Source organism: Ensifer sp. LBL (assembly GCF_050435225.1).
Taxonomy (GTDB): Bacteria; Pseudomonadota; Alphaproteobacteria; order Rhizobiales; family Rhizobiaceae; genus Ensifer.
Window position 1 is genome coordinate 1,096,553 of the sequence record NZ_JBNDJY010000001.1, and the last position, 24,038, is coordinate 1,120,590.

The 24,038-nt window shown below is 63.5% G+C and carries 24 protein-coding genes; 7 read left to right on the forward strand and 17 right to left on the reverse strand.

The window, feature by feature from the left end; all coding sequences use genetic code 11:
* The first annotated feature begins 30 nt into the window (after positions 1-30).
* Both dapE and OKW20_RS05335 read left to right on the forward strand, forming a co-directional pair.
* A complete protein-coding gene (gene dapE / locus OKW20_RS05330) occupies positions 31-1,224 on the forward strand; it encodes a succinyl-diaminopimelate desuccinylase (protein WP_429170697.1) in 1,194 nt (397 codons plus the stop codon).
* Entirely contained in the window at positions 1,211-1,810 is a 600-nt protein-coding gene (locus OKW20_RS05335; RefSeq protein WP_192448000.1) for a hypothetical protein, read from the forward strand. Before dapE ends, OKW20_RS05335 begins: the two co-directional genes overlap by 14 nt.
* Before the next feature lie 10 nt (positions 1,811-1,820).
* Here the strand turns inward: OKW20_RS05335 and truA are convergent, their stop codons facing one another.
* The 3 genes from truA to def all read right to left on the reverse strand — a co-directional run bounded on the left by truA (position 1,821) and on the right by def (position 4,187).
* The gene (gene truA / locus OKW20_RS05340) at positions 1,821-2,564 is read right to left on the reverse strand and encodes a tRNA pseudouridine(38-40) synthase TruA (protein WP_429170699.1); all 744 of its coding nucleotides are present in this window, start codon (positions 2,562-2,564) and stop codon (positions 1,821-1,823) included.
* On the reverse strand, positions 2,564-3,499 hold the full coding sequence (gene fmt / locus OKW20_RS05345) for a methionyl-tRNA formyltransferase (protein ID WP_429170701.1): 936 nt from the start codon (positions 3,497-3,499) through the stop codon (positions 2,564-2,566). The genes truA and fmt overlap by 1 nt, the downstream gene beginning before the upstream one ends.
* Before the next feature lie 163 nt (positions 3,500-3,662).
* Positions 3,663-4,187, reverse strand: coding sequence for a peptide deformylase (def, locus tag OKW20_RS05350; RefSeq protein WP_043616874.1), 525 nt, complete (start codon positions 4,185-4,187; stop codon positions 3,663-3,665).
* A 151-nt stretch (positions 4,188-4,338) separates the two neighbouring features.
* Here def and OKW20_RS05355 point away from each other — a divergent pair, with 151 nt between their 5' ends.
* From OKW20_RS05355 to OKW20_RS05365, 3 genes are all read left to right on the forward strand, one after another.
* A complete protein-coding gene (locus OKW20_RS05355) occupies positions 4,339-5,532 on the forward strand; it encodes a DNA recombination protein RmuC (protein ID WP_429170703.1) in 1,194 nt (397 codons plus the stop codon).
* A 52-nt stretch (positions 5,533-5,584) separates the two neighbouring features.
* Positions 5,585-6,484 (forward strand): ribokinase, encoded by a 900-nt coding sequence (locus tag OKW20_RS05360; protein WP_429170705.1) that lies wholly within the window; start codon positions 5,585-5,587, stop codon positions 6,482-6,484.
* Between the two features lie 359 nt (positions 6,485-6,843).
* Positions 6,844-9,249 (forward strand): methyl-accepting chemotaxis protein, encoded by a 2,406-nt coding sequence (locus OKW20_RS05365; protein ID WP_429170707.1) that lies wholly within the window; start codon positions 6,844-6,846, stop codon positions 9,247-9,249.
* 75 nt (positions 9,250-9,324) lie between these two features.
* Here OKW20_RS05365 and OKW20_RS05370 read toward each other — a convergent pair whose 3' ends face one another.
* Positions 9,325-10,269, reverse strand: a complete 945-nt coding sequence (locus OKW20_RS05370) for a nucleoside hydrolase (RefSeq protein WP_429170709.1) — start codon at positions 10,267-10,269, stop codon at positions 9,325-9,327.
* Between the two features lie 240 nt (positions 10,270-10,509).
* Here OKW20_RS05370 and OKW20_RS05375 point away from each other — a divergent pair, with 240 nt between their 5' ends.
* On the forward strand, positions 10,510-10,941 hold the full coding sequence (locus OKW20_RS05375) for an Hsp20 family protein (RefSeq protein ID WP_034797386.1): 432 nt from the start codon (positions 10,510-10,512) through the stop codon (positions 10,939-10,941).
* Between the two features lie 47 nt (positions 10,942-10,988).
* Positions 10,989-11,246: a DUF1150 family protein gene (locus OKW20_RS05380; RefSeq protein ID WP_034797387.1), complete on the forward strand. Its 258-nt coding sequence runs from the start codon at positions 10,989-10,991 to the stop codon at positions 11,244-11,246.
* Positions 11,247-11,522: 276 nt separating this feature from the next.
* On the opposite strand, the gene trmB is transcribed toward OKW20_RS05380, so the two are convergent.
* The 13 genes from trmB to OKW20_RS05445 all read right to left on the reverse strand — a co-directional run bounded on the left by trmB (position 11,523) and on the right by OKW20_RS05445 (position 23,879).
* A complete protein-coding gene (gene trmB, locus OKW20_RS05385; RefSeq protein ID WP_429170711.1) occupies positions 11,523-12,221 on the reverse strand; it encodes a tRNA (guanine(46)-N(7))-methyltransferase TrmB in 699 nt (232 codons plus the stop codon).
* A gap of 167 nt (positions 12,222-12,388) precedes the next feature.
* Complete coding sequence (gene metK, locus OKW20_RS05390; protein ID WP_043615683.1) at positions 12,389-13,657, reverse strand: methionine adenosyltransferase; 1,269 nt, start codon at positions 13,655-13,657, stop codon at positions 12,389-12,391.
* A 201-nt stretch (positions 13,658-13,858) separates the two neighbouring features.
* On the reverse strand, positions 13,859-14,278 hold the full coding sequence (locus OKW20_RS05395) for a helix-turn-helix domain-containing protein (protein WP_043615681.1): 420 nt from the start codon (positions 14,276-14,278) through the stop codon (positions 13,859-13,861).
* A 146-nt stretch (positions 14,279-14,424) separates the two neighbouring features.
* Positions 14,425-16,020 (reverse strand): apolipoprotein N-acyltransferase, encoded by a 1,596-nt coding sequence (gene lnt / locus OKW20_RS05400; RefSeq protein WP_429170713.1) that lies wholly within the window; start codon positions 16,018-16,020, stop codon positions 14,425-14,427.
* Between the two features lie 230 nt (positions 16,021-16,250).
* Positions 16,251-17,411, reverse strand: a complete 1,161-nt coding sequence (locus OKW20_RS05405) for a hemolysin family protein (protein WP_429170715.1) — start codon at positions 17,409-17,411, stop codon at positions 16,251-16,253.
* A 12-nt stretch (positions 17,412-17,423) separates the two neighbouring features.
* Entirely contained in the window at positions 17,424-17,930 is a 507-nt protein-coding gene (ybeY, locus tag OKW20_RS05410) for an rRNA maturation RNase YbeY (protein ID WP_043615673.1), read from the reverse strand.
* Positions 17,931-17,948: 18 nt separating this feature from the next.
* Positions 17,949-19,004: a PhoH family protein gene (locus tag OKW20_RS05415; RefSeq protein WP_043615671.1), complete on the reverse strand. Its 1,056-nt coding sequence runs from the start codon at positions 19,002-19,004 to the stop codon at positions 17,949-17,951.
* Between the two features lie 27 nt (positions 19,005-19,031).
* Positions 19,032-20,432, reverse strand: coding sequence for a tRNA (N6-isopentenyl adenosine(37)-C2)-methylthiotransferase MiaB (gene miaB / locus OKW20_RS05420; protein WP_043615669.1), 1,401 nt, complete (start codon positions 20,430-20,432; stop codon positions 19,032-19,034).
* Between the two features lie 71 nt (positions 20,433-20,503).
* Complete coding sequence (locus OKW20_RS05425) at positions 20,504-21,295, reverse strand: lysophospholipid acyltransferase family protein (RefSeq protein WP_060519777.1); 792 nt, start codon at positions 21,293-21,295, stop codon at positions 20,504-20,506.
* A gap of 154 nt (positions 21,296-21,449) precedes the next feature.
* Positions 21,450-21,947 carry a GNAT family N-acetyltransferase gene (locus tag OKW20_RS05430; protein WP_429170717.1) on the reverse strand — a complete coding sequence of 166 codons (498 nt, stop codon included), beginning with the start codon at positions 21,945-21,947 and terminating at the stop codon, positions 21,450-21,452.
* Between the two features lie 6 nt (positions 21,948-21,953).
* The gene (gene tsaB, locus OKW20_RS05435; protein ID WP_429170719.1) at positions 21,954-22,613 is read right to left on the reverse strand and encodes a tRNA (adenosine(37)-N6)-threonylcarbamoyltransferase complex dimerization subunit type 1 TsaB; all 660 of its coding nucleotides are present in this window, start codon (positions 22,611-22,613) and stop codon (positions 21,954-21,956) included.
* Between the two features lie 101 nt (positions 22,614-22,714).
* The gene (locus tag OKW20_RS05440) at positions 22,715-23,281 is read right to left on the reverse strand and encodes a NifU family protein (RefSeq protein WP_043615659.1); all 567 of its coding nucleotides are present in this window, start codon (positions 23,279-23,281) and stop codon (positions 22,715-22,717) included.
* Between the two features lie 106 nt (positions 23,282-23,387).
* Positions 23,388-23,879, reverse strand: a complete 492-nt coding sequence (locus OKW20_RS05445) for a universal stress protein (RefSeq protein WP_043615656.1) — start codon at positions 23,877-23,879, stop codon at positions 23,388-23,390.
* Between the last annotated feature and the right edge of the window lie 159 nt (positions 23,880-24,038).

The following is a 24,038-nucleotide window of genomic DNA, read 5'->3' on the forward strand; positions in this document are numbered from 1 at the left end:
CTCATGGCCATGCAGACGGCATAACGCTAAATGACCTCCACCGATCCGATCGCCAATCTCGCCACCCTCATCCGTTGCCCCTCGGTTACCCCGGCCGAAGGCGGCGCGCTTTCCGCACTCGAAGCCATGCTGAAGCCGCTCGGTTTCGCGCTCGACCGCGTAATGGCCAAGGAGGCCGGCACACCCGATATCGAAAACCTCTACGCGCGGCTCGGAACCGAAGGCCCGCATCTGATGTTTGCCGGGCACACGGATGTCGTTCCCGTCGGCGACGAGGCGGCCTGGAGCCACGGACCGTTTTCTGCCGACATTGCCGGCGGCGAGATGTATGGCCGCGGCGCGGTCGACATGAAAGGCGGCATCGCCTGCTTCATCGCGGCAATCGCTCGCCATGTCGAAAAGCATGGCACCCCGAAAGGCTCGGTCTCCTTCCTCATCACCGGCGACGAAGAGGGTCCGGCGATCAACGGCACCACCAAGCTCCTGCAATGGGCGGCCGACAAGGGCGAGCGCTGGGATGCGTGCCTGGTCGGCGAGCCGACCAACCCGGATCAGCTTGGCGACATGATCAAGATCGGCCGGCGCGGCTCGCTATCAGGCCGCATCACCGTTCACGGCGTGCAGGGCCACGCGGCCTATCCGCACCTTGCCGACAGCCCCGTGCGCGGCATACTGCAGCTGACGCAGGCGCTGATGGACCCGCCCTTCGACAACGGCACCGAGAGCTTCCAGCCCTCCAATCTGGAAGTGACGACGATCGATGTCGGCAACGGCGCCGTCAACGTCATCCCGGCCAAGGCGACAGCTGCCTTCAACATCCGCTTCAACGACACCTGGACGGCGGAAAGCCTGATGGCGGAGATCATCGCCCGGCTCGACCGTGCCGCGGCAAGCGGCAGCCTGCGCCCAGACCGTGCGCCCGTTCGCTACGAAATCGTCTGGGCCGAGCGCCCGAGCCACGTGTTCCTCACGCGCAACAATGCGCTGATCGACTCGCTCTCCGGCGCGGTCGAGGCCGTCACCGGGCGTCAGCCGAAGCTGTCGACGACCGGCGGCACCTCGGATGCGCGCTTCATCAAGGACTACTGCCCGGTGGTCGAATTCGGTCTCGTCGGCCAGACCATGCACATGGTCGACGAACGGGTCGCCGTCGCCGACCTCGAGACGCTGACCAATATCTATGAAACCTTCATCTTCCGCTGGTTCGGCCATGCCGCTGCTTGATGAGGTGCTTGCCTATATCCGGGGGCTCTGGCTCCTGGCGCAGGGTAACGAAGAAGGCTTCCGCTGGCTCGATTTCAGCGAGAGCGGCCTCTGGCGCTCGTTCACGTCCATGCTCTGGTGCCTGCCGGCGATCGCCGTCACCTGGGCGTCCTGGCGGCTCTACTACCTCTCGGTCATGCCTGACGGCACCACGATCGGCATCGGCTTCATCTTCAAGCTGCTCGTCGTCGATCTCGTCAGCTGGCTCCTGCCGCTGGTGCTGATCGCCATTCTCTCGCGACCGCTCGGCTTTGCCGGAGCGGTGGTACCGATCGTCGTCACCACCAACTGGCTCTCGGTACCGCTCTCCTACGCCATGGCGTTGCCGGCGGCGATCCGCGTCGTCATTCCCGGGAGCCAGGGGCTGACGAGCTTCATCTGGCTGACGCTGCTCGTCATCAGCGTTGCGGTGCTCTTCCGGCTCTTGCGGATGGTGACCGGCAACCAGACGCTGCTTGCCTCGGCGCTGACCGCGCTCTTCCTGCTGCCGTCGATGATGATCGGCGATCTCCTGCAGCGCTTCTTCGGCCTGATCCCGACAAGCTAGGACTTCGGGATCAGTAGTCCACCTGAAGGAAATAAAGCCCATCGGGCGGGGCGACGGGGCCGCAGGCCTTGCGGTTGCGGGCTTCAAGCGCTGACTGCAGATCGTCAGGCGTCCACTTGCCCTCGCCCACCAGCTTCAGCGAGCCGGCGAAGGAGCGGATCTGGTTGTGCAGAAAGCTCTGCGCCGTCGCGCGGATCTCGATGACGCCGGCGACAAGCGCGACGTCCAGCCGATCGAGCGTGCGCACCGGGCTCGCCGCCTGGCAATGAGCGGAGCGGAAGGTGGTGAAGTTGTGATGGCCGACGAGGCGCTGGGCGCCCGCGTGCATGGCGTCATGGTCGAGCGGCTTCGGCACCCACCAGGCGCGCCGGGCTTCCAGCGCCAGCGGCGCGGGCCGTGAGATGATCCGGTAGAGATAATGCCGGCGCAGCGCCGAGAAGCGCGCGTCGAATTCCTCGGACACTTCCTCGGCCTCAAGGATCGCCACCCGCTCGCCCGCAAGCCCCAGATGGGCATTCAGCGCGTTGCGCAGCGTGTAGGGCTTCCACGGACGCGTGAGGTCCGCATGCATGACCTGACCGCTGGCATGCACGCCGGAATCGGTACGGCCGGCGCCGCGGATCGATACAGTCTCGCCGGTCAGCGACAGGATCGCCTTTTCGATCGCCCCTTGCACGGACTCTCCGTTGTCCTGCCGCTGCCAGCCGACATAATCCGAGCCGTCATACTCGACGGTCAGCTTGAACCGCGGCATCAGCCGACCCTCGTGCCGGGCGCCACCGGCGTTCCGCGCAGGAAGTCGGCCGCGTCCAACGCCTTGCCGCCGGCGCGCTGCAGGCGGGTGAGCCGAACGGCGCCCTCGGCGCAGGCAATCGTCAGATTATCGTCGAGCACCGTGCCGGCCTCGCCCGCGCCGGAAGCGGGCTGCGAGTTCAACACCTTGATGCGTTCCGGCTTGCCGGCGATCTCAAGCTCGAACCACGCGCCCGGGAACGGCGACAGGCCGCGGATATGGTCGTGCACCACGCGGGCGGGACGGGCGAAATCGATGCGGGTTTCGGTCTTGCTGATCTTCTGGGCATAGACGACGCCCTCTTCGGCCTGGACCGTCAGCGGCAGGTCGCCGGCCTCGAGCTTCGCCATCGCTTCCCGCATCAGGCTGGCGCCGACCTGCATCAGCCGGTCGTGCAGTTCGCCACCGGTCATCGTCTCGCCGATCTGGACCGTCTTGGTGAGGGCGACCGGGCCGGTATCGAGCCCCTTTTCCATCTTCATCACCATCATGCCGGTCTCGTGGTCGCCGGCCATGATCGCGCGCTGGATGGGCGCTGCCCCGCGCCAGCGCGGCAGCAGAGAGGCGTGGCCGTTGTAGCAGCCGAGCTTGGTGCCGCTGAGGATGGCCTCGGGCAGAAGCAGGCCATAGGCGACGACGACGGCGACGTCGGCGTCGAAGTCGCGGAAGGTCTGGCGATCCGCCTCGTCCTTGAAGTTGACCGGCGTCAGGACCGGAATGCCGAGCAACTCGGCCGCCTGGTGCACCGGCGACTTCTGCAGGTCGAGCCCGCGACGGCCGCCCGGCCGCGGCGGCTGGGTGTAGGTGGCGACGATCTGATGGCCGGCCTCGGCCAGTGCCGCCAGTGTCGGCACAGAAAATTCCGGCGTGCCCATGAAGATGATGCGAAGCGACAAGGCGGTAACTCCGTCCTTTCAGATCACTTCATGCGGGGAAACGGCGAAATGATCTCATTCTCTAAAAACAGGACAATTCCAGGAAAGCCGTTTCACGCTCTTCCTGGAATGTTCAATGGGTTCCCGCCTTCAAGCTTTCGCGCGGCCGTCCGCGATCGAAGGCTCAGATCGCCTTGGCGCCGCGCGTCTTGGCGGCCTTGGTGAATTTGCGGATCACCATGTCGCGCTTGAGCTTGGAGATATGGTCGATGAACAGCACGCCGTTCAGGTGGTCGATCTCGTGCTGCAGGCAGGTGGCGAGCAGGCCATCGGCCTCGATCGTCTGTTCCTTGCCGTCACGGTCCAGATGCTTGACGGTGATGACAGCGGGGCGCTCGACCTCGGCGTAATAATCCGGGATCGACAGGCAGCCTTCCTCGTAGACCGAATAGGTGTCGGACGAAGCGACGATCTCGGGGTTGATGAAGACAAGTGGCGTCTTCTCGTCGCCTTCTTTCGAAACGTCGAGCACCAGCATGCGCCTGGCGACACCGATCTGGATCGCGGCAAGGCCGATGCCGGGGGCATCATACATGGTTTCGAGCATGTCGTCGGCCAGACGGCGGACGTCCGCGTCGACGGTTTCGATCGGCGTGGAAACCTGGCGAAGCACAGGATCGGGAAGGATGATGAGCGGCTTGATGGTCATGATGCTCCCATAGCCGATCTTTCCATCGACGCGCAAGGAAATTGCCTTGCCACCTGCGGCACCCGTTCGCCCCTGGCCGGGCATTAACCTCGACGCGCATCTGTTCTCGTTTTGATCTACACTTCGCGAGAGAATCTGTTAGGTTTGGCGCATGGAACCTGCGCCCCTTCCCTTCGCCCAGCCGCTGTTTTTCATCGGCACCCTGCCGATCACCCTGGGCCATCTCGTGATTGCCGCCGGCCTTGTGGTCGTCGTTGCCGGTCTGATGGCGTTGTCGCGCCGACGTAATCCCCGCGACGACGAGCGGCAGGAGCAGATGGCAATGCTGCTGGCCGCCCAGACGGAGATGCAGGGGCGGGTCGCGGCGATGGCCGAGGTGTTCGGCGCCCGGCAGGCGGAACTCAACCAGACGCTCAGCCAGCGCATCGACGGCATGACCCACCGCATCGGTACCTCGATCAGCGAGCAGACCAAGGCGACGCATGAAAACCTGCGCCGGCTGCAGGAGCGCCTCGCGGTCATCGACACGGCCCAAAACAACATCCAGTCGCTCGCCAAGGATATGGCCGGGCTTCAGGCGATCCTCTCGAACAAGCAGACGCGCGGCGCCTTCGGCCAGTCGCGCATGGAAGCGATCATCGCCGACGGGCTGCCGATGGGCGCCTTCGAATTCCAGGCGACGCTGTCGAACGGGGTGCGGCCCGACTGCACCATCCGCATGCCGAATGGCCAGCCGCCGCTCGTCATCGACGCCAAGTTTCCGCTCGAAGCCTGGAACGCAATGCGTGACGCGGCGACCCCGGAACGCCGTCAGCAGATCGCCCAACTCTTTCGCCGCGACATGGAAACGCATGTGCGCGATATCGCCGGCAAATATCTGATCCCGGGTGAAACGCAGGACACCGCCTTCCTCTTCGTCCCCTCGGAATCGATCTTTGCGGAGATCCACGAGCATTTCGAAGCTATCGTGCAGAAGGCGCACCGCCAGCGGATCGTCATCGTCTCACCCTCCCTGCTCCTTTTGTCGATCCAGGTGATCCAGGCGATCCTCAAGGATGCGCGCATGCGCGAACAGGCGCACCTGATCCAGGGCGAAGTCGCGCGGCTGATGGAGGATCTCGGCCGTCTCGACGAGCGTGTGCGCAAGCTGCAGGGCCATTTCGCCATGAGCCAGAAGGATGTCGAGGACATCCTCGTTTCCTCCAGCAAGCTCACCCGCCGCGGCGCCAAGATCGAGGCCCTCGAATTGCAAGCGGAAGGCGGCACACGGGACGCTGGCGAACCACGTGCCCCGGTCGACAATCGCGTCGGGCAATTGCGCCTGCGGGTGGTTGACGAGGACTGAGGCTGTCGGGCACTCTCCGGCCCAATTCGCAAAGCCGACAGGATACCTACACATGATTACTGTTTTTGGGTCCATCAACATGGATCTGATCGCCACCACCGCACGCCTTCCGAAGCCCGGCGAAACCGTCGCCGGCACCGGCTTCTCGACCGCCGCTGGCGGCAAGGGCGCAAACCAGGCGCTGGCCGCACGGCGCGCCGGCGCCACGGTGCAGATGGCAGGCGCAGTAGGCAAGGACAGCTTTGCCGACGGCGCGCTCGAACTGCTGAAGGGTGCCGGCGCCGACCTGTCGCTGACCAAGACGGTCAGCGAACCGACCGGCACCGCCCATATCCTCGTCGGCGGTGATGGCGAAAATGTCATCGTCGTCGTCGCCAGCGCCAATGCGACGGTCAATGAGGCCGATGCTGAAAAGGCAGTCGATGGCATGAAGCCCGGCGACACCTTGATGCTGCAGCTCGAAATTCCGGCCGCCTCGGTCGAAAAGGCGCTCACCGCCGCCAAACAGAAGGGTGTGCGCTCGGTCATTAACATTGCGCCGCTGACGCCCGAGGCAGCCCGCCTTGGCCGCACGGCCGATATCGTCATCGCCAACGAAACCGAATTCGAACTGCTCGCCGGCAAGAGCGGTATCGGGAGCACTGAGCGCGAAGAGGCGATGAAGGCGCTGCACGCCGAGACCGGCCAGACGGTCATCGTCACGCTCGGCGCCGAAGGTGTTGTTGCCGTTCATGCAGGTGAGATCCAGCGCGCCAAGGGCCTGAAGATCGAGCCGGTCGATACCGTCGGCGCCGGCGACACCTTCTGCGGCTACCTCGCAGCCAGCCTCGATGCCGGTATCGCCTTCCCCGACGCCCTGCGCCGTGCAGCGGTCGCGGGTTCTCTCGCCTGCCTGAAGAGCGGCGCCCAGCCCTCGATCCCGCTCGCCGCGGACGTGGCATCGCGCCTCTAGATTCCGCACCTGAAAGCGCACGCTTGAGACGGGCGATATTCGCCCGTCTTTATTTTCCGCAGGCCCTGCCCGCATTGTTTTCCCCTTCCCGACGGCCGCTTGCGCAATCCGGACAGACGATGTCGCGGACATAAAACTTTGCGCGCAATTTTATGCAAGCGACGCGTAAAATAACGTCCGTGTTGGCCCTATCTTAAGATTCTCCAGTCTATTCAGGACCCTGAGAAAACCGGCCGAAGCGCCTGGTCGCCTCCAACATGCCGGTCGGCATCTGACGCTCCATGATGGAGTTCACCCCCATTGCGAAATGCGTCCACCGCAGGTGAAAACCTGCGGACCTCCCAGCACGTGAGGATTTCATGTTCAAGTTCCAAGCCAAATCGCTGGCGACCAAACTGATCGCGGTGACAGGCGGCACGATCGCACTTGTCCTGCTTGCCTCGAATTTCGTTCTCATCTCCCAGACCCAGGACCGCGTCGAAACGCTGGTCCTCGAGCAGGCAAGCGGCGAAGCCCGCGCGATTGCCTCCGACATTGCCGGCGACATCGGCGAGCTTGCAAGCGCTGCCCGCTCGATGGCGGGCATCCTTGGCCGCGCACATGCCGAAAAGTCGCTGGAGCGCACCGGGGTGATCAACATCCTCAGGGCAAACCTCGAGCAGAACCCGTTTGCCTTCGGCAGCTGGTTCGCGGAGGAGCCCAAGGCCTTCGACGGCCGCCAGGAAGACGTCGTCAACAACAAGGAACTGGGCGGCAACGACAAGGGCATCTTCACGCCCTACTGGTCGAAGAGCCGCACCAACGAAATCCAGTACTCCACTTTCGGCGCTGACTACGCGGCCGAGTGGTACAAACTCGCTGCAAAAAGCGGCAAGGGCGCGATCACGCAGCCCTATACGGCGCAGGACACCGACGTTCCGACCGCAATGAGCTCGATCGCCTATCCCGTCATGTCCGGCGGCAAGCTTCTCGGCGTCACCGGCGTCGACATTTCGCTTGCCTCGCTCGGCGATGGCCTCGCGAAGCTGAAGCCGTTCGACACCGGCCGCGTCTACCTGCTGTCGCAGACCGGAAAATGGCTGGTCGCGCCGATCCCGGACCTTCTGCTCAAGGAGTATGACGGCGAAGGCAAAGAGGTGGTCAAGAACGCGCTGGCCTCGGGCAAGCCGGGGATCATTTCCAACCTCTCCTATGACGGCAACGAGCCCTTCGACCGTCTCGTTTATCCCTTCACGCTCTCGGGCGTGAACACCAGCTGGATCGTGCTCGTCGACGTGCCGCGCACCGCGATCAACGCGCCGGTCAAGGACCAGACCTACATGATGATCGTCGGCGGCCTCGTCGTGCTCGGCGCGGTGCTGCTCGGTCTCTATCTTGCTGTTCGTGGTTTCGTGCAGAAGCCGCTGGCAAGCCTCGTCAAGGACGTGAACGACCTCAGCCACGGCGACTACACCAAGGCGATCGCCGGCCAGGATCGTTCCGACGAAACCGGCGAAGTCGCCAAGGCGCTCGAAGGCTTCCGCCATCAGCTTGCCGACACCAAGCGTCTCGAAGGCGAAGCCCGCCATGAGCGCGAACAGGCCGAGCGTGAACGCGGCCGCTCGGAAACCGAACGCGCCGAATCGAGTGCGCTCCAGCGCGACATCGTCGCTCGCCTCGGCAAGGGTCTCTCGCACCTGTCGTCCGGCGATCTCGCCTTCCGCATCACCGACGACTTCCCGGGCGAATACGCCCAGCTCAAGCGCGACTTCAACGCGACGATGGAAAGCCTCGAAGAGACGATCCGCACCGTCAACCATTCGGTCGTCAACATCAGCAACGGCACCAGCGAAATCAGCAGCGCTGCCAACGACCTGTCGCACCGCACCGAACAGCAGGCTGCAAGCCTGGAAGAAACCGCAGCCGCCCTCGACGAGCTGACCTCGCAGGTCAACGCCAGCGCCGAAAACGCCAAGGTTGCCGCGAAATCGGTAGACGTGGCCAGCAGCGATGCCGGACAGTCGGGCGAAGTGGTGCAGAAGGCGATCGCCGCGATGAAGGGCATCGAGCAGTCCTCGCACGAGGTCAGCCGCATCATCGGCGTCATCGACGAAATCGCCTTCCAGACCAACCTTCTGGCACTGAACGCCGGTGTCGAAGCGGCGCGTGCCGGTGACGCCGGCAAGGGTTTTGCCGTCGTCGCCCAGGAAGTGCGCGAGCTCGCCCAGCGCTCCGCCAACGCCGCCAAGGAGATCAAGACCCTGATCAACACCTCGGCCGGCCAGGTGCGCGAAGGCGTCGATCTCGTCGGCAAGGCCGGCGGTGCCCTCGAAAAGATCGCCGAGCAGGTGGTGCAGATCAACGGCCTCATCCGCCAGATCTCCAGCTCCGCTTCCGAGCAGGCCGTCGGCCTGAAGGAGATCAACTCGGCCGTCAACCAGATGGACCAGGTCACCCAGCAGAACGCCGCCATGGTCGAGGAAACGACGGCGGCCGGCATGGCGCTCAACGAGGAAGCGCGCACGCTCAACACGCTCGTTGCGCGCTTCCGGGTCGCGCAGGCGACAACATCGGCCCAGCCGTCCTCCGCAGCAATGCTGCGCGGCACGGCCGAGCGCATGCGCGCGGCCGAACGCCCGGCTCCGGTCGCGGCTCCCGCCCGCGAAGCGCGGCCCGCTCCGGCAGCAAGCCCGGCGCGAAGCAACTACTCGGCTTCGACGCAGCGGGTGCTTACCCAGACCTCCGGCGCCAACGCGCTTGCCCAGGACAACTGGGAAGAGTTCTGATCAACGGAACGAGAAAAGAAAACGGCGCCTCTCGGGGCGCCGTTTTCGTTTGGAGTACGATGATCGAACCGAGGTTCAGATGCGGGCCAGCCGCTCGGTCAGAAGATCGAAGAAACCCTGGTCGTCGACGAAGCGCATGACCTTGGCGTTGTGTGGTCGGCCGGTGACCTGCCACCAGTCGACAACGGTCATGCCGGCCGTCAGCTCCGACTTGGTCTCGATCGCGACGTTGCAATCGCGGCCGGTGAAAAGCTCGGGCCGCAGCAGATAGGCAATGACCGTCGGGTCGTGCAGCGGGCCGCCATCGGTGCCGTATTTCTCGATATCGAAACGCTCGAAGAATTCGAGCATCTCGGCCATGGCGATCGCCGGGCGGCTGCCGATGTCGCGGATCTTCTGGACACGCGCCTTGTGGGTCAGCACCCGGTGGGTGACGTCGAGCGGCATCATCACGATCGGAATGCCCGAACGGAAGACGATGTCGGCGGCTTCCGGATCGACATAGATGTTGAACTCTGCGGCGGGCGTGATGTTGCCGCCTTCGAAGAAACCGCCACCCATCATCACCAGCTCCTTGACCCGCGGAGCGATGTCAGGCGCCTTCTGCAGAGCCAGCGCGATGTTGGTGAGCGGACCGAGCGTGCAGAGCGTCACGGTGCCCTCTGGCTGCTTTCGCAGCGTCTCGACGATGAAGTCGACCGCATGCTGCTCCTCGAGCTTCATCGTCGGCTCGGCAAGCTCCGGGCCGTCGAGGCCGGTCTTGCCGTGCACGTGCTCGGCGGTCACCAGCGGGCGGGCGATCGGCTTGTCGGCGCCGGAGAACACGCGAACCTTCGGCCGGTCGCAGAGTTCGCACAGGATACGCGCGTTACGGGCCGTCAGCGCCAGCGGCACGTTGCCGGCAACTGCGGTGATGCCGAGCAGGTCGATCTCTTCCGGGCTGCCGAAGGCGAGCATGATGGCGGCGGCATCGTCCTGCCCGGGGTCGGTGTCTATGATTATCTTTCTCGGCACGGGCACTTTCTCGTCCTCCCTGGATCACGGTGTTCGGCGCGATCGATACGTTGCATTGGGCCGGACGGGAGTGAACGCCCAAGCGTTCCTTGGTCCCATTCCCGGATTCTGCGAGAGCGGACTATGATTTGCGTGCACGCCGGAGGCAAGCGGCTTGCACTCATTGCGCACAGCTACCATATTGCGGAAAGGATGCTGCAAGGCAGGTCCGAACAACGGTCGCTTGATCTCGCAAGGACTTGAAGAATGAGCCGAATTACCCCTTTTACGAGCCCGCTTCTGCTGGGTTTCGATACGATGGAAAAGACCCTTGAGCGGATCGCCAAGGGCAACGACGGATACCCGCCCTACAACATAGAACGCGTTCGCGGCGATGCCTCGACCGACGAACCGGAACGGTTGCGCATCACGCTCGCCGTGGCAGGCTTTTCCGAAGAGGATCTCGAAGTCACCACCGAAGAGAACCAGCTCGTCATCCGCGGCCGGCAGATCGACAACGGCGACCGCGACTACCTGCACCGCGGCATTGCGGCACGCCAGTTCCAGCGCACCTTCGTTCTCGCCGACGGCATGAAGGTTCTGGGCGCGGAACTGCGCAACGGCCTGCTCTCCGTCGACCTCGTTCGTCCCGAACCGGTTCGTATGGTAAAGAAAATTAACATTTCAGTCCCAGAGTAGGATAACCGGCGGGATTCTCCCCTCACCGGCGACCACGGAGTGTCACCATGGGACTGAAAGACATCAGCTCGTCGCTGTCGAAGAACGACCTCGCGCATCTCGGCGAAGGCGAAATCGGCTACATCCGGAAAATGCGCTCGGAAGAAGTCTCGCGCTGCTTCCCGGAAGCACCGGAGATGGGACCGGGTATTGATCTCTGGGCGCTGTTCGGCGCCGATGGCACGCCGATCCTTTTGACAGACAACCGTTCCAGCACCTTCTTCAAGGCGGCCGAGGACGATCTGAAGACCGTTACCCTGCACTGACAGTGCTGCCGTCCATGGCGGAAGCGCCATGATGTTTGATTGAAAGCCGTCGCTCGCGAGAGCGACGCAGGCCGGAGCGGAAGCCGCTTCGCACTTTTCCTGGAATTGATCTTCTAGTCCGCAATTCCGGACGGAAAACCCGCTTCGCACTTTTCCTGGAATTGATCTGCAAGCCCGCAAGTCCGGACGGAAAACCGCTTCGCACTTTTCCTGGAATTGATCTTCTAGTCCGCAATTCCGGACGGAAAACCGCTTCGCACTTTTCCTGGAATTGCTTTAGACCCGACGAAACGTGAGATAGGCGGAGCTGCGCCCTTCCCTGCGTGCCTTGGCCTCGTAGCGCGTGCTCGGCCATCCTTCATAGGGCGTCAGCCAATCGGAAGCCTTCTCTGCCGTCCACTCGAAGGCCGCGTGATCGCGGCAGTGCAACAGCGTCCAGTTGACATAGGTATCGATATCCGAGGCGAAGCAGAACACGCCGCCGGGCTTCAGCACGCGGGCGAAGCGGTCGAGATTGACCTTGGAGACGAAACGGCGTTTCCAGTGTTTGCGCTTCGGCCACGGGTCCGGATAGAGCAGGTCGATCTGGTCGATCGACGCGGCCGGCAGCCAGTCGAGCACCTGGGTGGCATCGTCGTCATAGAGCCTGACGTTGCTGACGCCGCGCTCTTCGATATGGCCGACGAGCTTGGCCATGGAATTGACGAAGGGTTCGACGCCGATAAAGCCGGTGGACGGCGCTTCGGCCGCGCGGTGGATCAGGTGCTCGCCGCCGCCGAAACCGATTTCGAGGCGCATGCGGTCCACGCCCTCAGGATAGAGCGTCTTCAGGTCCGCCGGCGCCGGGTTCGAAAGGTCGAGCTTCAGGGTCGGCAACACGGTTTCCAGGTGCCCCGCCTGCCGCTCGCGCAACGGCTTGCCCTTGCGGCGGCCGAAAAAGGCCTCGGTTGCTCTGGCGCGGCGCGGTTCGGTCATGTCGTCTTTCCCTTGGTCATACCGATCCTGGATCAGGCCAACCCAGAATCAAAATGAACGAAGCGGGCGCTCCTTGTCGGAGCACCCGCCCTGATTTTCGCAAACGCCTGATAGCAGGACGCTGCGCTATCTTCAATGCGCGGCGTGACGCCGCGCCGATCGCCTGTTTAGGCGGCAGCGCGGCCGTTGACGGCGCCGCCCTCTTCGATCGCAGCCTTCAGCGGCTTCACGAGGTCGAGCTTCTCCCAGGAGAAGGAACCGTCGCGGCCAGCCTTGCGGCCGAAGTGGCCATAGGCGGACGTCTTGGCATAGATCGGCTTGTTGAGGTCGAGATGACGGCGGATGCCGGTCGGCGACAGGTCCATCGTCTTGCGGATCGCATCCTCGACCTGGTCTTCCGAAACCTTGCCGGTGCCGTGCAGGTCGACATAGATCGACAGCGGCTGGGCAACGCCGATGGCGTAGGACAGCTGGATCGTGCAGCGGTCGGACAGACCGGCGGCAACGACGTTCTTTGCCAGGTAACGGGCGGCATAGGCAGCTGAACGGTCGACCTTGGTCGTGTCCTTGCCCGAGAATGCGCCGCCGCCGTGCGGTGCGGCACCGCCGTAGGTGTCGACGATGATCTTGCGACCAGTGAGGCCGGCGTCGCCGTCCGGGCCGCCGATGACGAACTTGCCGGTCGGGTTGATGTACCAGGTGCAGTCGTCGGCGATCTTCAGATCGTCGAGGGCTTCGCGGATGTAGGGCTCGACGACCGCGCGAACCTTGGCCGAATCCCAGGTGTCATCGAGGTGCTGCGTCGACAGAACGATCGAGGTGACTTCCGTCGGCTTGCCGTCGACGTAACGAACCGTGACCTGGCTCTTGGCGTCGGGGCCGAGCTTGGCGACTTCGCCCTCGCCCTTCTTGCGGGCAGCGGCGAGCAGGTTGAGGATGCGGTGCGAATAGTAGATCGGCGCCGGCATCAGCTCGGCGGTTTCGCGGCAGGCGTAGCCGAACATGATGCCCTGGTCGCCAGCACCTTCTTCGCCCTGCTTGTCGGCAGCGCTGTCGACGCCCTGCGCAATGTGGGCGGACTGGAAGTGCAGGAGCACGTCGATCTTCGCCGTCTTCCAGTGGAAGCCGTCCTGCTCATAGCCGATCTCGCGGATCGCCTTGCGGGCCGCGGACTTGAACTTCGAGGGGTTGATGACGTCGTTGCCGTCCTTGTCCTTCTTCAGAAGGCTCGGCGGCAGACGCACTTCGCCGGCGATCACGACGCGGTTGGTGGTTGCCAGCGTCTCGCAGGCGATACGCACGCCCCAGGGATCGACACCGGTCTTGGCCGCTTCACGGTAGACCAGATCCACGATCTCGTCGGAGATACGGTCACACACCTTGTCCGGATGACCTTCGGCTACGGATTCACTCGTGAACAGGTAGTTTGCACGCATGCGGGAAGTCCCCTCAATGAAGAAAAAGCGCTGGCACGGTGTTAGTGGTTTTGCGACCGAAAAACAAGCACACAACGACATAAATATATCTTTATATCGCCATCGCAGCCAATCACTTTGGTGCGCCGGAGGGAAAGGCGCGCAAGAAAAAAGCGGCACAGAGGCCGCTTTGTTTTCAAGTCCCGACGGGGAACGTTGGAACTATTCGCTTTCTGCTTCCGCAGCGAGTGCCTTGACGAGATCGACAAGCCGGCGGCGAACCTTCGGGTCGGTGATCTTGACGAAAGCGCGGTTGAGCTGCAGCCCCTCGGAGGACGACAGGAAATCGACGACGTAGTTCGAGCTGGAAGCTTCTGCCATGCCCGACTGACCGGCATTGTTTTCGCCCGGGGCATCCTCGAAGAAGAAGGAAACCGGAACGTTCAGGATGCCTGAAATGTTCTGCAGCCGGCTGGCGCCAACGCGGTTCGTGCCCTTCTCGTACTTCTGGATCTGCTGGAAGGTGATCCCCAGACTTTCGCCGAGCTTCTCCTGGCTCATGCCAAGCATCGTACGGCGAAGACGAATCCGACTTCCGACATGAATGTCGATCGGGTTCGGCTTCTTCTTGTTTTCGATCATATCTGCGTTCCCAAACACGCTGTTTCGTTTATCCATCGCCCGGCATGAGACCTACGCTCACCGAAGCGACCGCCACGGTGATAAGGACAGAGCCAGCACAACAAGGACGATGGTGCGGACCACTATGCAATTTTAGGGGTTTTAGGTCAATTCTTCCTAATATTAAAACTAACACGCGAAAACACTGCAACCAGAAGGAGGAAGATCGCACCCAGCCAGAAAACGCGGCTTCGCATAGCGTCGTCCAACGGGGTAGGCATCCTTCCCGGCAGAAGTGTGTCGACCACTCCCCTATAATTGTAGGATAATCCTACCATTAAAACCCCACGTGCATCAACAATTGCTGATATACCGCTGTTTGCCGCTCGGACAAGGGGGGTGCCAGTTTCTACGGCCCTTAATTGTGCCTGATGGAAATGCTGGCGCGGGCCCGGCGTATCTCCGAACCAGGCATCGTTGGTGATATTGAGAAGCACATCGGCCCGGCGCGCGGCCCCGTCGATCTCATCCGGGAAGATCGCCTCGTAGCAAACGAGCGGATAGAGCGTGCGGCCGCCGGGCAGCGTCAGCAACGAACGGCTCTTTGCCGCAGTGAACCCGCCGGGCATAGACGCGGCGACCGAACTCAGCCCCCATGACGACAACAGGTCCTCGAAGGGAAGATATTCGCCGAATGGCACCAGATGCACCTTGTCGGCAGCGCCGATGATCTGGCCCCGACCGTCGATCATATAGATCGAGTTGTAGTAGCGGGGCGGCAGCCCGGCGCCGGCATCCTCCACGCGCACCGCGCCGGCAACCAGGATCTGGTCGTCGTCGAGCACCTCGGCGATGCGGGCCAGTGCGTCCGGATTGTCGGTGAGGATGAAGGGGATCGATGTCTCGGGCCAGACGACGATATCCGGCCGCTTGCCGTTTTTCTCCGGAGCGACCGCGGTCAGGGCCAGATGCTCCTCGAACACGGCGGCACGTTCGCCGTCATCGAGCTTCTTTGCCTGATCGATCACCGGCTGGACGAGGCGTACGGTCAGCGGCGGTTCAGGCGAGGCCGGCGCCGGCTGCGCCAGGCGGTAGAAGCCGAAGCCCACATGGGCGGCAAAAAGCACGACGGCAAGCGAAAGTCCGATCCGGCTCCCCCGACCCGTCGCGATCAGGGCGGGTGCCGCAAAAACGAAGACGGCGAGCATGTTGATGGTCGCGAGATTGACGACGCTTGCCGACTGCATCATCAGCGGCATCGGCATGGCCGCATAGCCGATCGCATTCCAGGGAAAGCCGGTAAAAAGGAAGCTGCGCAGCCATTCGGCAAGGCCGAAGCCGAGGGCGAGTGCGGCGATGCGCCCGACGCCATCGGACCAGAACAGGCGGGCGATCAGCGTTGCCAGCGCATAGAAGAGTGCGAGAAAGGCCGGCAGACCGACGACGGCGAGCGGCAGCGCCCAGGCAAACTCATCGGCCTCGACGAGCAAGGCGTTGCCGAGCCACCAGAGACCCCCGAGGAAGTAGCCGAAGCCGAACCACCAGCCGACAACCGCCGAGGGCCAGAGCCGCCGGATGAAGCCACCATCCGGATTTCCGGTCGCACCATCAAGCAACCAGACGAGGATCGGGAAAGCGACGAAAGCAAAGGCGAAGATGCCGAAGGGCGGCTGCGCTAGAACCGCGATAAGCCCCGCGAAGAAAGCGAGCAAAGCCCGGGGAAACCCGGAAAGTAACATCACCCTGCCAGCCAGTCTTACCATGCAGCCTCCAGTCGATCCCGCCGCCTGCCACGGCGGAGGAGCGCAACAACACCCGAATCAATCGGGGCCAGTCTTCCAAAAAACCGGCTGCTTGTCCCCTTTCGGGGCTGGATTAGGGGGCAAGGCGAAGGTTCCGGCGCTTGGTCGGCGCTTACGACAACGGCTCAGGAGACATCGCAGATAGGCGAAAAGGGATTACCCGCGCGCAAAGACGCGCGGGAACCAGACGATTACTGTTCGTCCGCCGTGGCCTCGGGGGCGGCTGCACCGTTGGCGCGATTGATCGCTCCGGCCTCTGCAACCGTCTCGCCTTCCGGCCGCAGAACGCGGCGGCGGGCGGGCGGGCGCTTGCGCATGATGCGGACGCGCTTTACGCGGCGCGGATCGGCATCGAGGATCTGGAACTCGAAGCCCGGGATCGCCTGGACGACCTCGCCGCGCACGGGAATGCGGCCAAGCGAGGCGAAGATCAGGCCGCCGAGCGTGTCGACGTCTTCGAGCTGTTCGCGCACGTCGAAGTCGGGACCGATCGCCGCGGCGATCTCTTCCAGCTCGACACGGGCGTCGGCGATGAAGACATCGTCCGAGGTGCGCGCGAACATGACTTCGTCGTCGTCGTGCTCGTCCTCGATGTCGCCGACGACCATCTCGACGATGTCTTCGAGCGAGACGAGACCATCGGTTCCGCCATATTCGTCGATGACAAGCGCCATCTGAATACGGGCCGCCTGCATGCGCTGCATCAGGTCGGAGGCCAGCATCGAGGGCGGTACGAAGAGAAGCTGGCGGACGATGCCCGCCTCTTCCAGCGACTTGCCGAGATCGACACGCGAAAGGTCGAAACTTGCCTTGGGCGAGCGCGGCGTCTTTTCGGACGCAGCTGTCGTCGAAGCCTGGGCCCTGCCGTTGCGCCGGCGATTGCGGGCCTGTTTGGTGACGTAGGACAGCAGGTCGCGAATGTGGACCATGCCGCGAGGGTCATCGAGCCCTTCGCTGTAGACCGGCATGCGCGAGCGGCCGGATTCCTCGAAGATCACCATCAGCTCGCCGATGGTGATGCTCTGATCGACCGCCTCGATGTCGGCGCGGGGGACCATCACATCCTCGACCCGGACCTCGCGGAAGCGCAGGATGTTGTTGAGCATCGCCCGTTCGCCGGGCGAAAAGACCGTGTTGCTGTCGGCATCGGTCTGCAGCGCGTCAGCAAGATCCTCGCGCAGGCTCGATGGACTTGCGCCGCGCAAAAGACGCGCGGCCCGGCTCCAGAAGGTGGAAGTGGATTTCGTGCCCTCGTGTCGAGTGGCGGTGCTACTACTGCCCGCCTCCGCCTCTCCGGAGGCATCTGCCTCCTCGGTCGCCAGCGCGACGGGCTGTGTTTTATAATCGCTCATCGGTCCAAACTGTTAATCCGGGGTACGATCCCCGTAGGGGTCAGATAAGCCAAGACGCGCCAAAATGCGAGTCTCCAGGCTTTCCATTCTTTCGGCTTCGTCATCTTCCATATGATCATAGCCGAAAAGATGCAGGAATCCATGCACGAGAAGATGCGTCAGGTGCTGATCGAAGGACTTGTCGAGCTCCACAGCCTCGCGCTCGAGCGTCTCGCGGGCAACGATGATGTCGCCGAGCATCGGCCCGGGCATCTTTCCGGGCGTCACTGGAAAGGCGGGAAAGGACAAAACGTTGGTCGGTTTGTCCTGGTTGCGCCACTCGGCGTTGATCGCCCGCATGGAGGCGTCGTCGGTGAAGACGAGCGAGAGCTCCGGCGGCACCTTCGGCAGCGGCTGCTTTTCTTCGCTTGCGAGAAATGCTGCCGCCGCCTCGAGCACGGGCGACGAGAAAGCGAGCAACGCCTCTTCGTCCGGCCAGTTGCCCTCTTCCACGCTGATCTGGATATCCAATGCCGTCATGATCGCAGCGACCGCCTGTCAGCGGTCGCCCTGCTCGCTTTCGTCGTGCACGGCCGTGTGGGACTCGTAGGCCCTGACGATGCGCGCCACCATCGGATGGCGGACGACATCGGCATCCTTGAAGCGGACGACCGAGACGCCCTCGACGCCCTTCAAGATCTGCAGCGCCTCGACCAGGCCCGACTTGACGCCACGCGGCAAGTCCACCTGGCTCGGATCGCCGGTGACGATCATCCGGCCGTTTTCACCCAGGCGGGTCAGGAACATCTTCATCTGCATTGATGTCGTATTCTGCGCCTCGTCGAGAATGACGGCGGCGTTGCCAAGCGTACGACCGCGCATGAAGGCGAGCGGCGCGATTTCGATGACGCCGGCGGTAATCGCGCGTTCGACCTTGTCGCCCGGCATCATGTCGTAGAGCGCGTCGTAGAGAGGCCGAAGGTAAGGATCGACCTTCTCCTTCATGTCGCCCGGCAGGAAGCCCAGGCGCTCGCCCGCCTCGACGGCAGGACGCGACAGCACGATGCGGTCGACGGCGCCGCGCTCAAGCAGCTGTGCGGCATGGGCAACGGCAAGATAGGTCTTGCCGGTACCGGCGGGGCCTACGCCGAAGACCAGCTCCGAGCGCTCGAGCGCACGGATATAGGCATCCTGCGTCGGCGTGCGCGCGGCGATCGTCTTCTTGCGCGTCGAAATCTGCGCCATTGTCAATTTGGCTTTACGCTCCATGGTCGGCAATTGTAGCTGATCGTCGGCGGCAACCGCCATACGGATCGCGCCCTCGACATCAGACGTATCGATCGACGCGCCGCTCTGCAACCGCCCGTAGAGATAATCAAGAGCTCGGCGGGCCTGGTTGGTGGCGACGACGTCACCCGAGATCGCGACGGAATTGCCGCGCGGCCGGGCGTCGATGCGCAGGCGCTCTTCGAGAAGCTTCAAGTTCTGATCGAACTGGCCGAAGAGCTCGCTGGCGAACCGATTGTTCTCGAAGGTCAGCACGAAGTGATTGGCGTCTGTCGCAGTGGTTTTCGACTGGCGCGTGGATGAAGAGATCAATTCGTGTCCGTTCAAGCGGTTCAGGCTCCTTGTTTTCGGTCCTTACCCGATCATCTCCGCAAACAGGCTGTTCGGCCCGGCCTTGATGATTCGCACCTTGATAATGTCACCGATTTGCGATGCTTTTGCATCAACATTCACCGGCTGCAGCCACGGCGAACGCCCGACGAGCTGGCCGGGCATGCGCCCTTCCTTCTCCAGAAGCAGGTCGATTTCGCGGCCGACGCAGGACTCGGCAAAGGCACGCTGCTGGGAAAACAGCAAAGCCTGCAATTTTTCCAAGCGCTTGGCTTTCACGTCCTCGGGAACCTGGTCGCCGAGCTCGGCGCCCGGCGTGCCGGGTCGGGTCGAATATTTGAACGAAAATGCCTGTGCATAACCCACGGCCTCGACGAGGCGCATGGTGTCTTCGAAGTCCTCATCGGTCTCGCCGGGGAAGCCGACGATGAAATCGCCCGAGAGCGCCAGGTCCGGCTGGACGGCGCGGATGCGCGCGATCAGCGCCAGATACTCCGCCGCCGTATGCCTGCGGTTCATCGCCTTCAGGATGCGGTCGGAGCCCGACTGCACCGGCAGGTGCAGGTAGGGCATCAGCTTTTCCATCGAGCGATGCGCCTCGATCAGGCTGTCGTCCATGTCGCGCGGATGGCTGGTGGTGTAACGCAGCCGGGCAAGGCCCTCGATCTCGCCAAGGCGTAAAAGCAGGTCGCCAAGGCCCCATTCGCGGCCATCGGGCCCGACGCCATGCCAGGCGTTGACGTTCTGGCCGAGCAGGGTGATCTCGCGCACGCCGCCCTCGACCAGCTTCTCCGCCTCGGAGACGATCTGGGCGACGGGGCGGGAAACCTCGGAGCCGCGCGTATAGGGCACGACACAGAAGGTGCAGAACTTGTCGCAGCCTTCCTGAACCGTGAGGAAGGCGGTGACGCCGCGCAGGCGGGTCTTTGCCTTGTCGGGTGCCGGCAGGTGCTCGAACTTGTCTTCGACGGCATAGTCCGTCTGAACGACGCGCTCGCCACTGCGGGCGCGCTTCAGCGCCTCGGGCAGGCGGTGATAGGTGGTCGGGCCGATCACGAGGTCGACGGCGGGTGCGCGCCGCAGGATCTCGTTGCCTTCGGCCTGCGCGACGCAGCCGGCAACGCCGATCACCATCTCGCGGCCTTCCTTGGCCCTTTCCTTCTTCAGGTCGCGCAGGCGGCCGAGCTCGGAATAGACCTTCTCCGCCGCCTTTTCGCGGATGTGACAGGTGTTGAGCAGCACGAAGTCTGCGTCTTCCAGCACGTCGGTCGAGACATAGCCGTCGCGCGACAGGGCGTCCGTCATGCGGTCGGAATCGTAGACGTTCATTTGGCAGCCGTAGGTCTTGACGAAGACCTTGCGGGCCGGGGCGCGCTCGTCGCCCGTGGCGGGCGTCGTCGACAGAAGGGCAGTTTCCTGGGTCATGCCGGGTTCTTTAGTGCAAAGTGGTCGGAAGTTGAAGTATTTTCGGCGCGGCCGCCCTTGCCCGGGACGTCTCAGGCCCGCCCGCGCAGACGATCCGACAACATGCTGCGGATGCGTTGTTCGACCGTACGGCTCACTTCCTTGCGATTGGTGTGGCGGTCGTAGTCGATCGCCTCACCGAAATCGACATCGACCTCGATCGCGCCCTCGCGCAGGATGCCGAGAAGATGCGGCACCAGTTCGGTATCGCCCGGCCAGGCGGCGATCGGCCGGTTGAAGCGGCCCATCGGCATGCCGTGGATGCCGGTATAGGAGATAGCGACCGGCTGCACATGCACGAGGCCGGTCGGCGAATGCGGCACGGCGGAGGCCGCTGCGCCGAAGAGCGAGGTCTTGATCTCCAGCAGACGGTTGCCGTCCGAGGTCGTTCCCTCGGGAAAGAGCACGACGATTTCACCGGCAGCCATGCGCTCGCCGATTTCGCTCACTTGCTTGCCGGTCGAGCGCTTCTGTTCGCGCTCGACGAAGATCGACGCCTGCAGCCGGGCAAGCACGCCGAAGACCGGCCAGCCCTTCACCTCGGACTTGGCGACGAAGACGACGTCGGCAACCGAGGAAAGCACCAGAATGTCTTTCCAGGAGGCATGGTTGGCGCAGATCAAAAGCGGCCGGCGGCGATCCGCCATTCCGTGGACGCGCACCTTGATGCCGAGAAGGTAGCAGGCGAGCCGGTGCCAATATCGCGGCAGACGGCGCCGGGGTTTCAGGTCAAGCCAGAGGCAGACGACCTGGATCGGCATCAGCACGAGCGAAACCAGCGCCAGAAGCGCTGCGAAGATCGCGATCCGTAGCCAATTGACCATCCGGGAAGAGTTTTCCTGCGCGAGACCTTGAGAATCGCGATGATCTTCAGCCGAACCGCGGCGCGATCATCGTGACCTGTTCCAATTGGGTAAAGCGGGATGCGGGCGGAAGACCGCCTTGGCCTTCCTCATCCTGCTCCTGTCCGTGTCGGGACTAGCGAAGATCGAGCCGCATGACAAGCGCGGCGGTCCGCTGGCCGGCCTTGTCATGGTAATAGGCGCGGCGTTCGCCAACCTTGTTGAAGCCAAGCTTACGGTAAAGCCCGATTGCCGGCTGATTGGTCTCGTCCACTTCGAGGAACAGGGCCTCGGAGCCCTTGACCAGCGCTTCGCGCATCGCCGCCTGCATCAATCGCCAGCCGAGACCGGAGCGCGCATAACGCGGCTCGACGCCGATCGTCAGGATTTCCGCCTCGCCGGCAACCGCACGCGACAGGACAAACCCACCGAAGGCCGGGCGGAAGCTGCCATTAGTCTGCCGGGCGACAAAGCCGAACACCGTTTCCTGCACCAGAAGCGCATGGATTTCGCCATCGCTCCACGGGGACGCGAAACGCTGACGATGCAGCGCCGCCGCGGCGATGAGGTCCGCTTCCTCCAGGGGGAAGATATCGAACTCGGTACGGCGGGTGAAGTAATCGGTAAAGCTCATCTCGGTCTATGCTCGGGCAATCGCGAAGCCCGCCTGCGGCTTGGCGTCGGGGCCTCTGAGATATAGCGGACGCGGCTTGGCCGAGGCTGGATCGGCAGCAGCGCCAAGGGCGGCAACCGCGGTAACATCGATGAGTTCTGAAGGTTTGGACGACAGATCGGCAGCAACGAGATGCGCACCGGAGCCGCCAATGACGCCGTCGAAACCGGCGAAGCGTTCGCGGGCACTTTCGACGGAGAGGGCTTCGGGCTCGCCTGTGGCACTGCCGGTCGCATCGAAAGCCTGGAGATAGACCTCGTCCCGCTTGGCGTCGATGGCGACGAGGACGGGCTTTCCGGCAGCCGTGCGGCGCAGTCCCTCGGCGACGACGGCAAGCGTCGAGACGCCGACGGCGGGTTTGCCGAGCGCCAGCGCCAGGCCACGAGCGGCCGCGACGCCAACGCGAATGCCGGTGAAGGATCCCGGGCCGACGGTAACGGCGATACGGTCGATAGCGTCAAGCGACCGGCCGGACGCAGCCAGCGCCTCGTCGACGAACTCCATCAGCCGCTCGGCATGTCCCTTGCCGAGATCGGCCCCGGAACGCCCGAGCACGGCTTCCGTTTCGCTGTCATAGACGGCAACGGAGCAACCGGAACCGGACGTGTCGAGCGCAAGTACAATCATTTCAACGCAGGATCTTTCAGACGCCACAAGCCGCAAAGCCGATCGGGCTTTGCGGCAAAATCGATACGCGAAACCGGCGCGCCGGACAGGCGCGCGTTATATTAGACGGCCTCGACGGCCTCCACCTCGGGAACGAAGTGGCGCAGCAGGTTCTGCACGCCATGCTTCAGCGTCGCGGTGGACGACGGGCAACCGGAGCAGGCGCCCTTCATGTTGAGGAACACAGTCCCGTCCTTGAAGCCGCGGAAGGTGATGTCGCCGCCATCCTGGGCGACGGCCGGACGCACGCGGGTTTCCAGGAGTTCCTTGATCGTGGCGACGATCGTCTCGTCACCCTCGTCGAAGAACTCGTCTTCCTCGTCGGACTGCTCGGCGCGGCCGCTGCCAGCCATAATCGCCTGGCCCGACATGAAGTGCTCCATGATCGAACCGAGGATCGCCGGCTTCAGGTGCTGCCATTCCTGGCCTTCCTTGGTGACGGTGATGAAATCGTAGCCGAAATAGACGCCGGTGACGCCGGGGATCGAAAACAGCCGTGCCGCGAGCGGCGAGCCGGCGCGTGCTTCTTCCTCGTCGCGGAATTCGGCCGTGCCGTTTTCCAGGACGACCTTGCCCGGCAAAAACTTCAGCGTCGCCGGGTTCGGCGTGGCTTCGGTCTGAATGAACATGTCTGTCTCCGTTTCGCCGGGAGCGGCATCCGCCCAGCTTTTTAGAATAATTCAAAAGAATATAGGAGCATGGCTCTCGGCTCGCAAGAGCACATAGCGACGCAGGTCAGCTAAGCGCGTCGATCTCCTCATCCGTCAGGGCATCGGGGATGACCGTGACGGGGATCGGAAAGGCCGCGGCCTTGCCGGCAATGGACGACACCAGCGGACCGGGGCCTTCTTTCGCCGAACCGGCTGCGAGAACCAGAATGGCGATATCGCGATCCTCTTCGATCGCCGCGTGGATCTGGTCGGTCGCCGTGCCCTCGCGGATGACGACCTCCGGCTCGATACCGATGCGCTCGCGCACCGATTGGGACACCTTGGCGAGCGTCGCCTCGGCCTCCTCGCGCGCTTCCGCACGCATGATTTCCTCAACCCCCAGCCATTGCTGGAAGTCGCCGTCGGCGATCACATAGAGCAGGACGAGGCCACCATTGGAATTCTTGGCGCGCATGCCCGCATAGTGCACGGCGCGCCCGCATTCCGGGGTATCGTCAATCACCGCCATGAATTTGCGGCGGTGTCCTTCAAGTCGAGAGAGTCGGGTCGAGACCATAGGGTGAACAATACATCCCGCGCGAGCCGCCGCAAGGTCTGATTTTTGCGTTTCGGACGAGGACACGGAAAAGTGCCCGAGGCCTTCCGGTCGAGGCTCCCTTCGGCTGGTAAAAGCCGACCATCAAAATGAAATTGGGTCCGAGAGTTCCCCGGACCC

Excerpts from the sequence above, each read along its gene's own strand:
- miaB (WP_043615669.1), bottom strand. The coding sequence starts at position 20,432 with ATGACCCAGGAAACTGCCCTTCTGTCGACGACGCCCGCCACGGGCGAC.
- trmB (WP_429170711.1), bottom strand. The coding sequence starts at position 12,221 with ATGACCGAACCGCGCCGCGCCAGAGCAACCGAGGCCTTTTTCGGCCGC.
- dapE (WP_429170697.1), top strand. The coding sequence starts at position 31 with ATGACCTCCACCGATCCGATCGCCAATCTCGCCACCCTCATCCGTTGC.
- OKW20_RS05395 (WP_043615681.1), bottom strand. The coding sequence starts at position 14,278 with ATGATCGAAAACAAGAAGAAGCCGAACCCGATCGACATTCATGTCGGA.
- ybeY (WP_043615673.1), bottom strand. The coding sequence starts at position 17,930 with ATGACGGCATTGGATATCCAGATCAGCGTGGAAGAGGGCAACTGGCCG.
- metK (WP_043615683.1), bottom strand. The coding sequence starts at position 13,657 with ATGCGTGCAAACTACCTGTTCACGAGTGAATCCGTAGCCGAAGGTCAT.
- OKW20_RS05430 (WP_429170717.1), bottom strand. The coding sequence starts at position 21,947 with ATGAGCTTTACCGATTACTTCACCCGCCGTACCGAGTTCGATATCTTC.
- OKW20_RS05335 (WP_192448000.1), top strand. The coding sequence starts at position 1,211 with ATGCCGCTGCTTGATGAGGTGCTTGCCTATATCCGGGGGCTCTGGCTC.
- OKW20_RS05365 (WP_429170707.1), top strand. The coding sequence starts at position 6,844 with ATGTTCAAGTTCCAAGCCAAATCGCTGGCGACCAAACTGATCGCGGTG.
- OKW20_RS05425 (WP_060519777.1), bottom strand. The coding sequence starts at position 21,295 with ATGGTCAATTGGCTACGGATCGCGATCTTCGCAGCGCTTCTGGCGCTG.
- truA (WP_429170699.1), bottom strand. The coding sequence starts at position 2,564 with ATGCCGCGGTTCAAGCTGACCGTCGAGTATGACGGCTCGGATTATGTC.
- tsaB (WP_429170719.1), bottom strand. The coding sequence starts at position 22,613 with ATGATTGTACTTGCGCTCGACACGTCCGGTTCCGGTTGCTCCGTTGCC.
- OKW20_RS05440 (WP_043615659.1), bottom strand. The coding sequence starts at position 23,281 with ATGTTCATTCAGACCGAAGCCACGCCGAACCCGGCGACGCTGAAGTTT.
- lnt (WP_429170713.1), bottom strand. The coding sequence starts at position 16,020 with ATGGTAAGACTGGCTGGCAGGGTGATGTTACTTTCCGGGTTTCCCCGG.
- OKW20_RS05405 (WP_429170715.1), bottom strand. The coding sequence starts at position 17,411 with ATGAGCGATTATAAAACACAGCCCGTCGCGCTGGCGACCGAGGAGGCA.
- OKW20_RS05445 (WP_043615656.1), bottom strand. The coding sequence starts at position 23,879 with ATGGTCTCGACCCGACTCTCTCGACTTGAAGGACACCGCCGCAAATTC.
- OKW20_RS05375 (WP_034797386.1), top strand. The coding sequence starts at position 10,510 with ATGAGCCGAATTACCCCTTTTACGAGCCCGCTTCTGCTGGGTTTCGAT.
- OKW20_RS05355 (WP_429170703.1), top strand. The coding sequence starts at position 4,339 with ATGGAACCTGCGCCCCTTCCCTTCGCCCAGCCGCTGTTTTTCATCGGC.
- OKW20_RS05360 (WP_429170705.1), top strand. The coding sequence starts at position 5,585 with ATGATTACTGTTTTTGGGTCCATCAACATGGATCTGATCGCCACCACC.
- def (WP_043616874.1), bottom strand. The coding sequence starts at position 4,187 with ATGACCATCAAGCCGCTCATCATCCTTCCCGATCCTGTGCTTCGCCAG.
- OKW20_RS05380 (WP_034797387.1), top strand. The coding sequence starts at position 10,989 with ATGGGACTGAAAGACATCAGCTCGTCGCTGTCGAAGAACGACCTCGCG.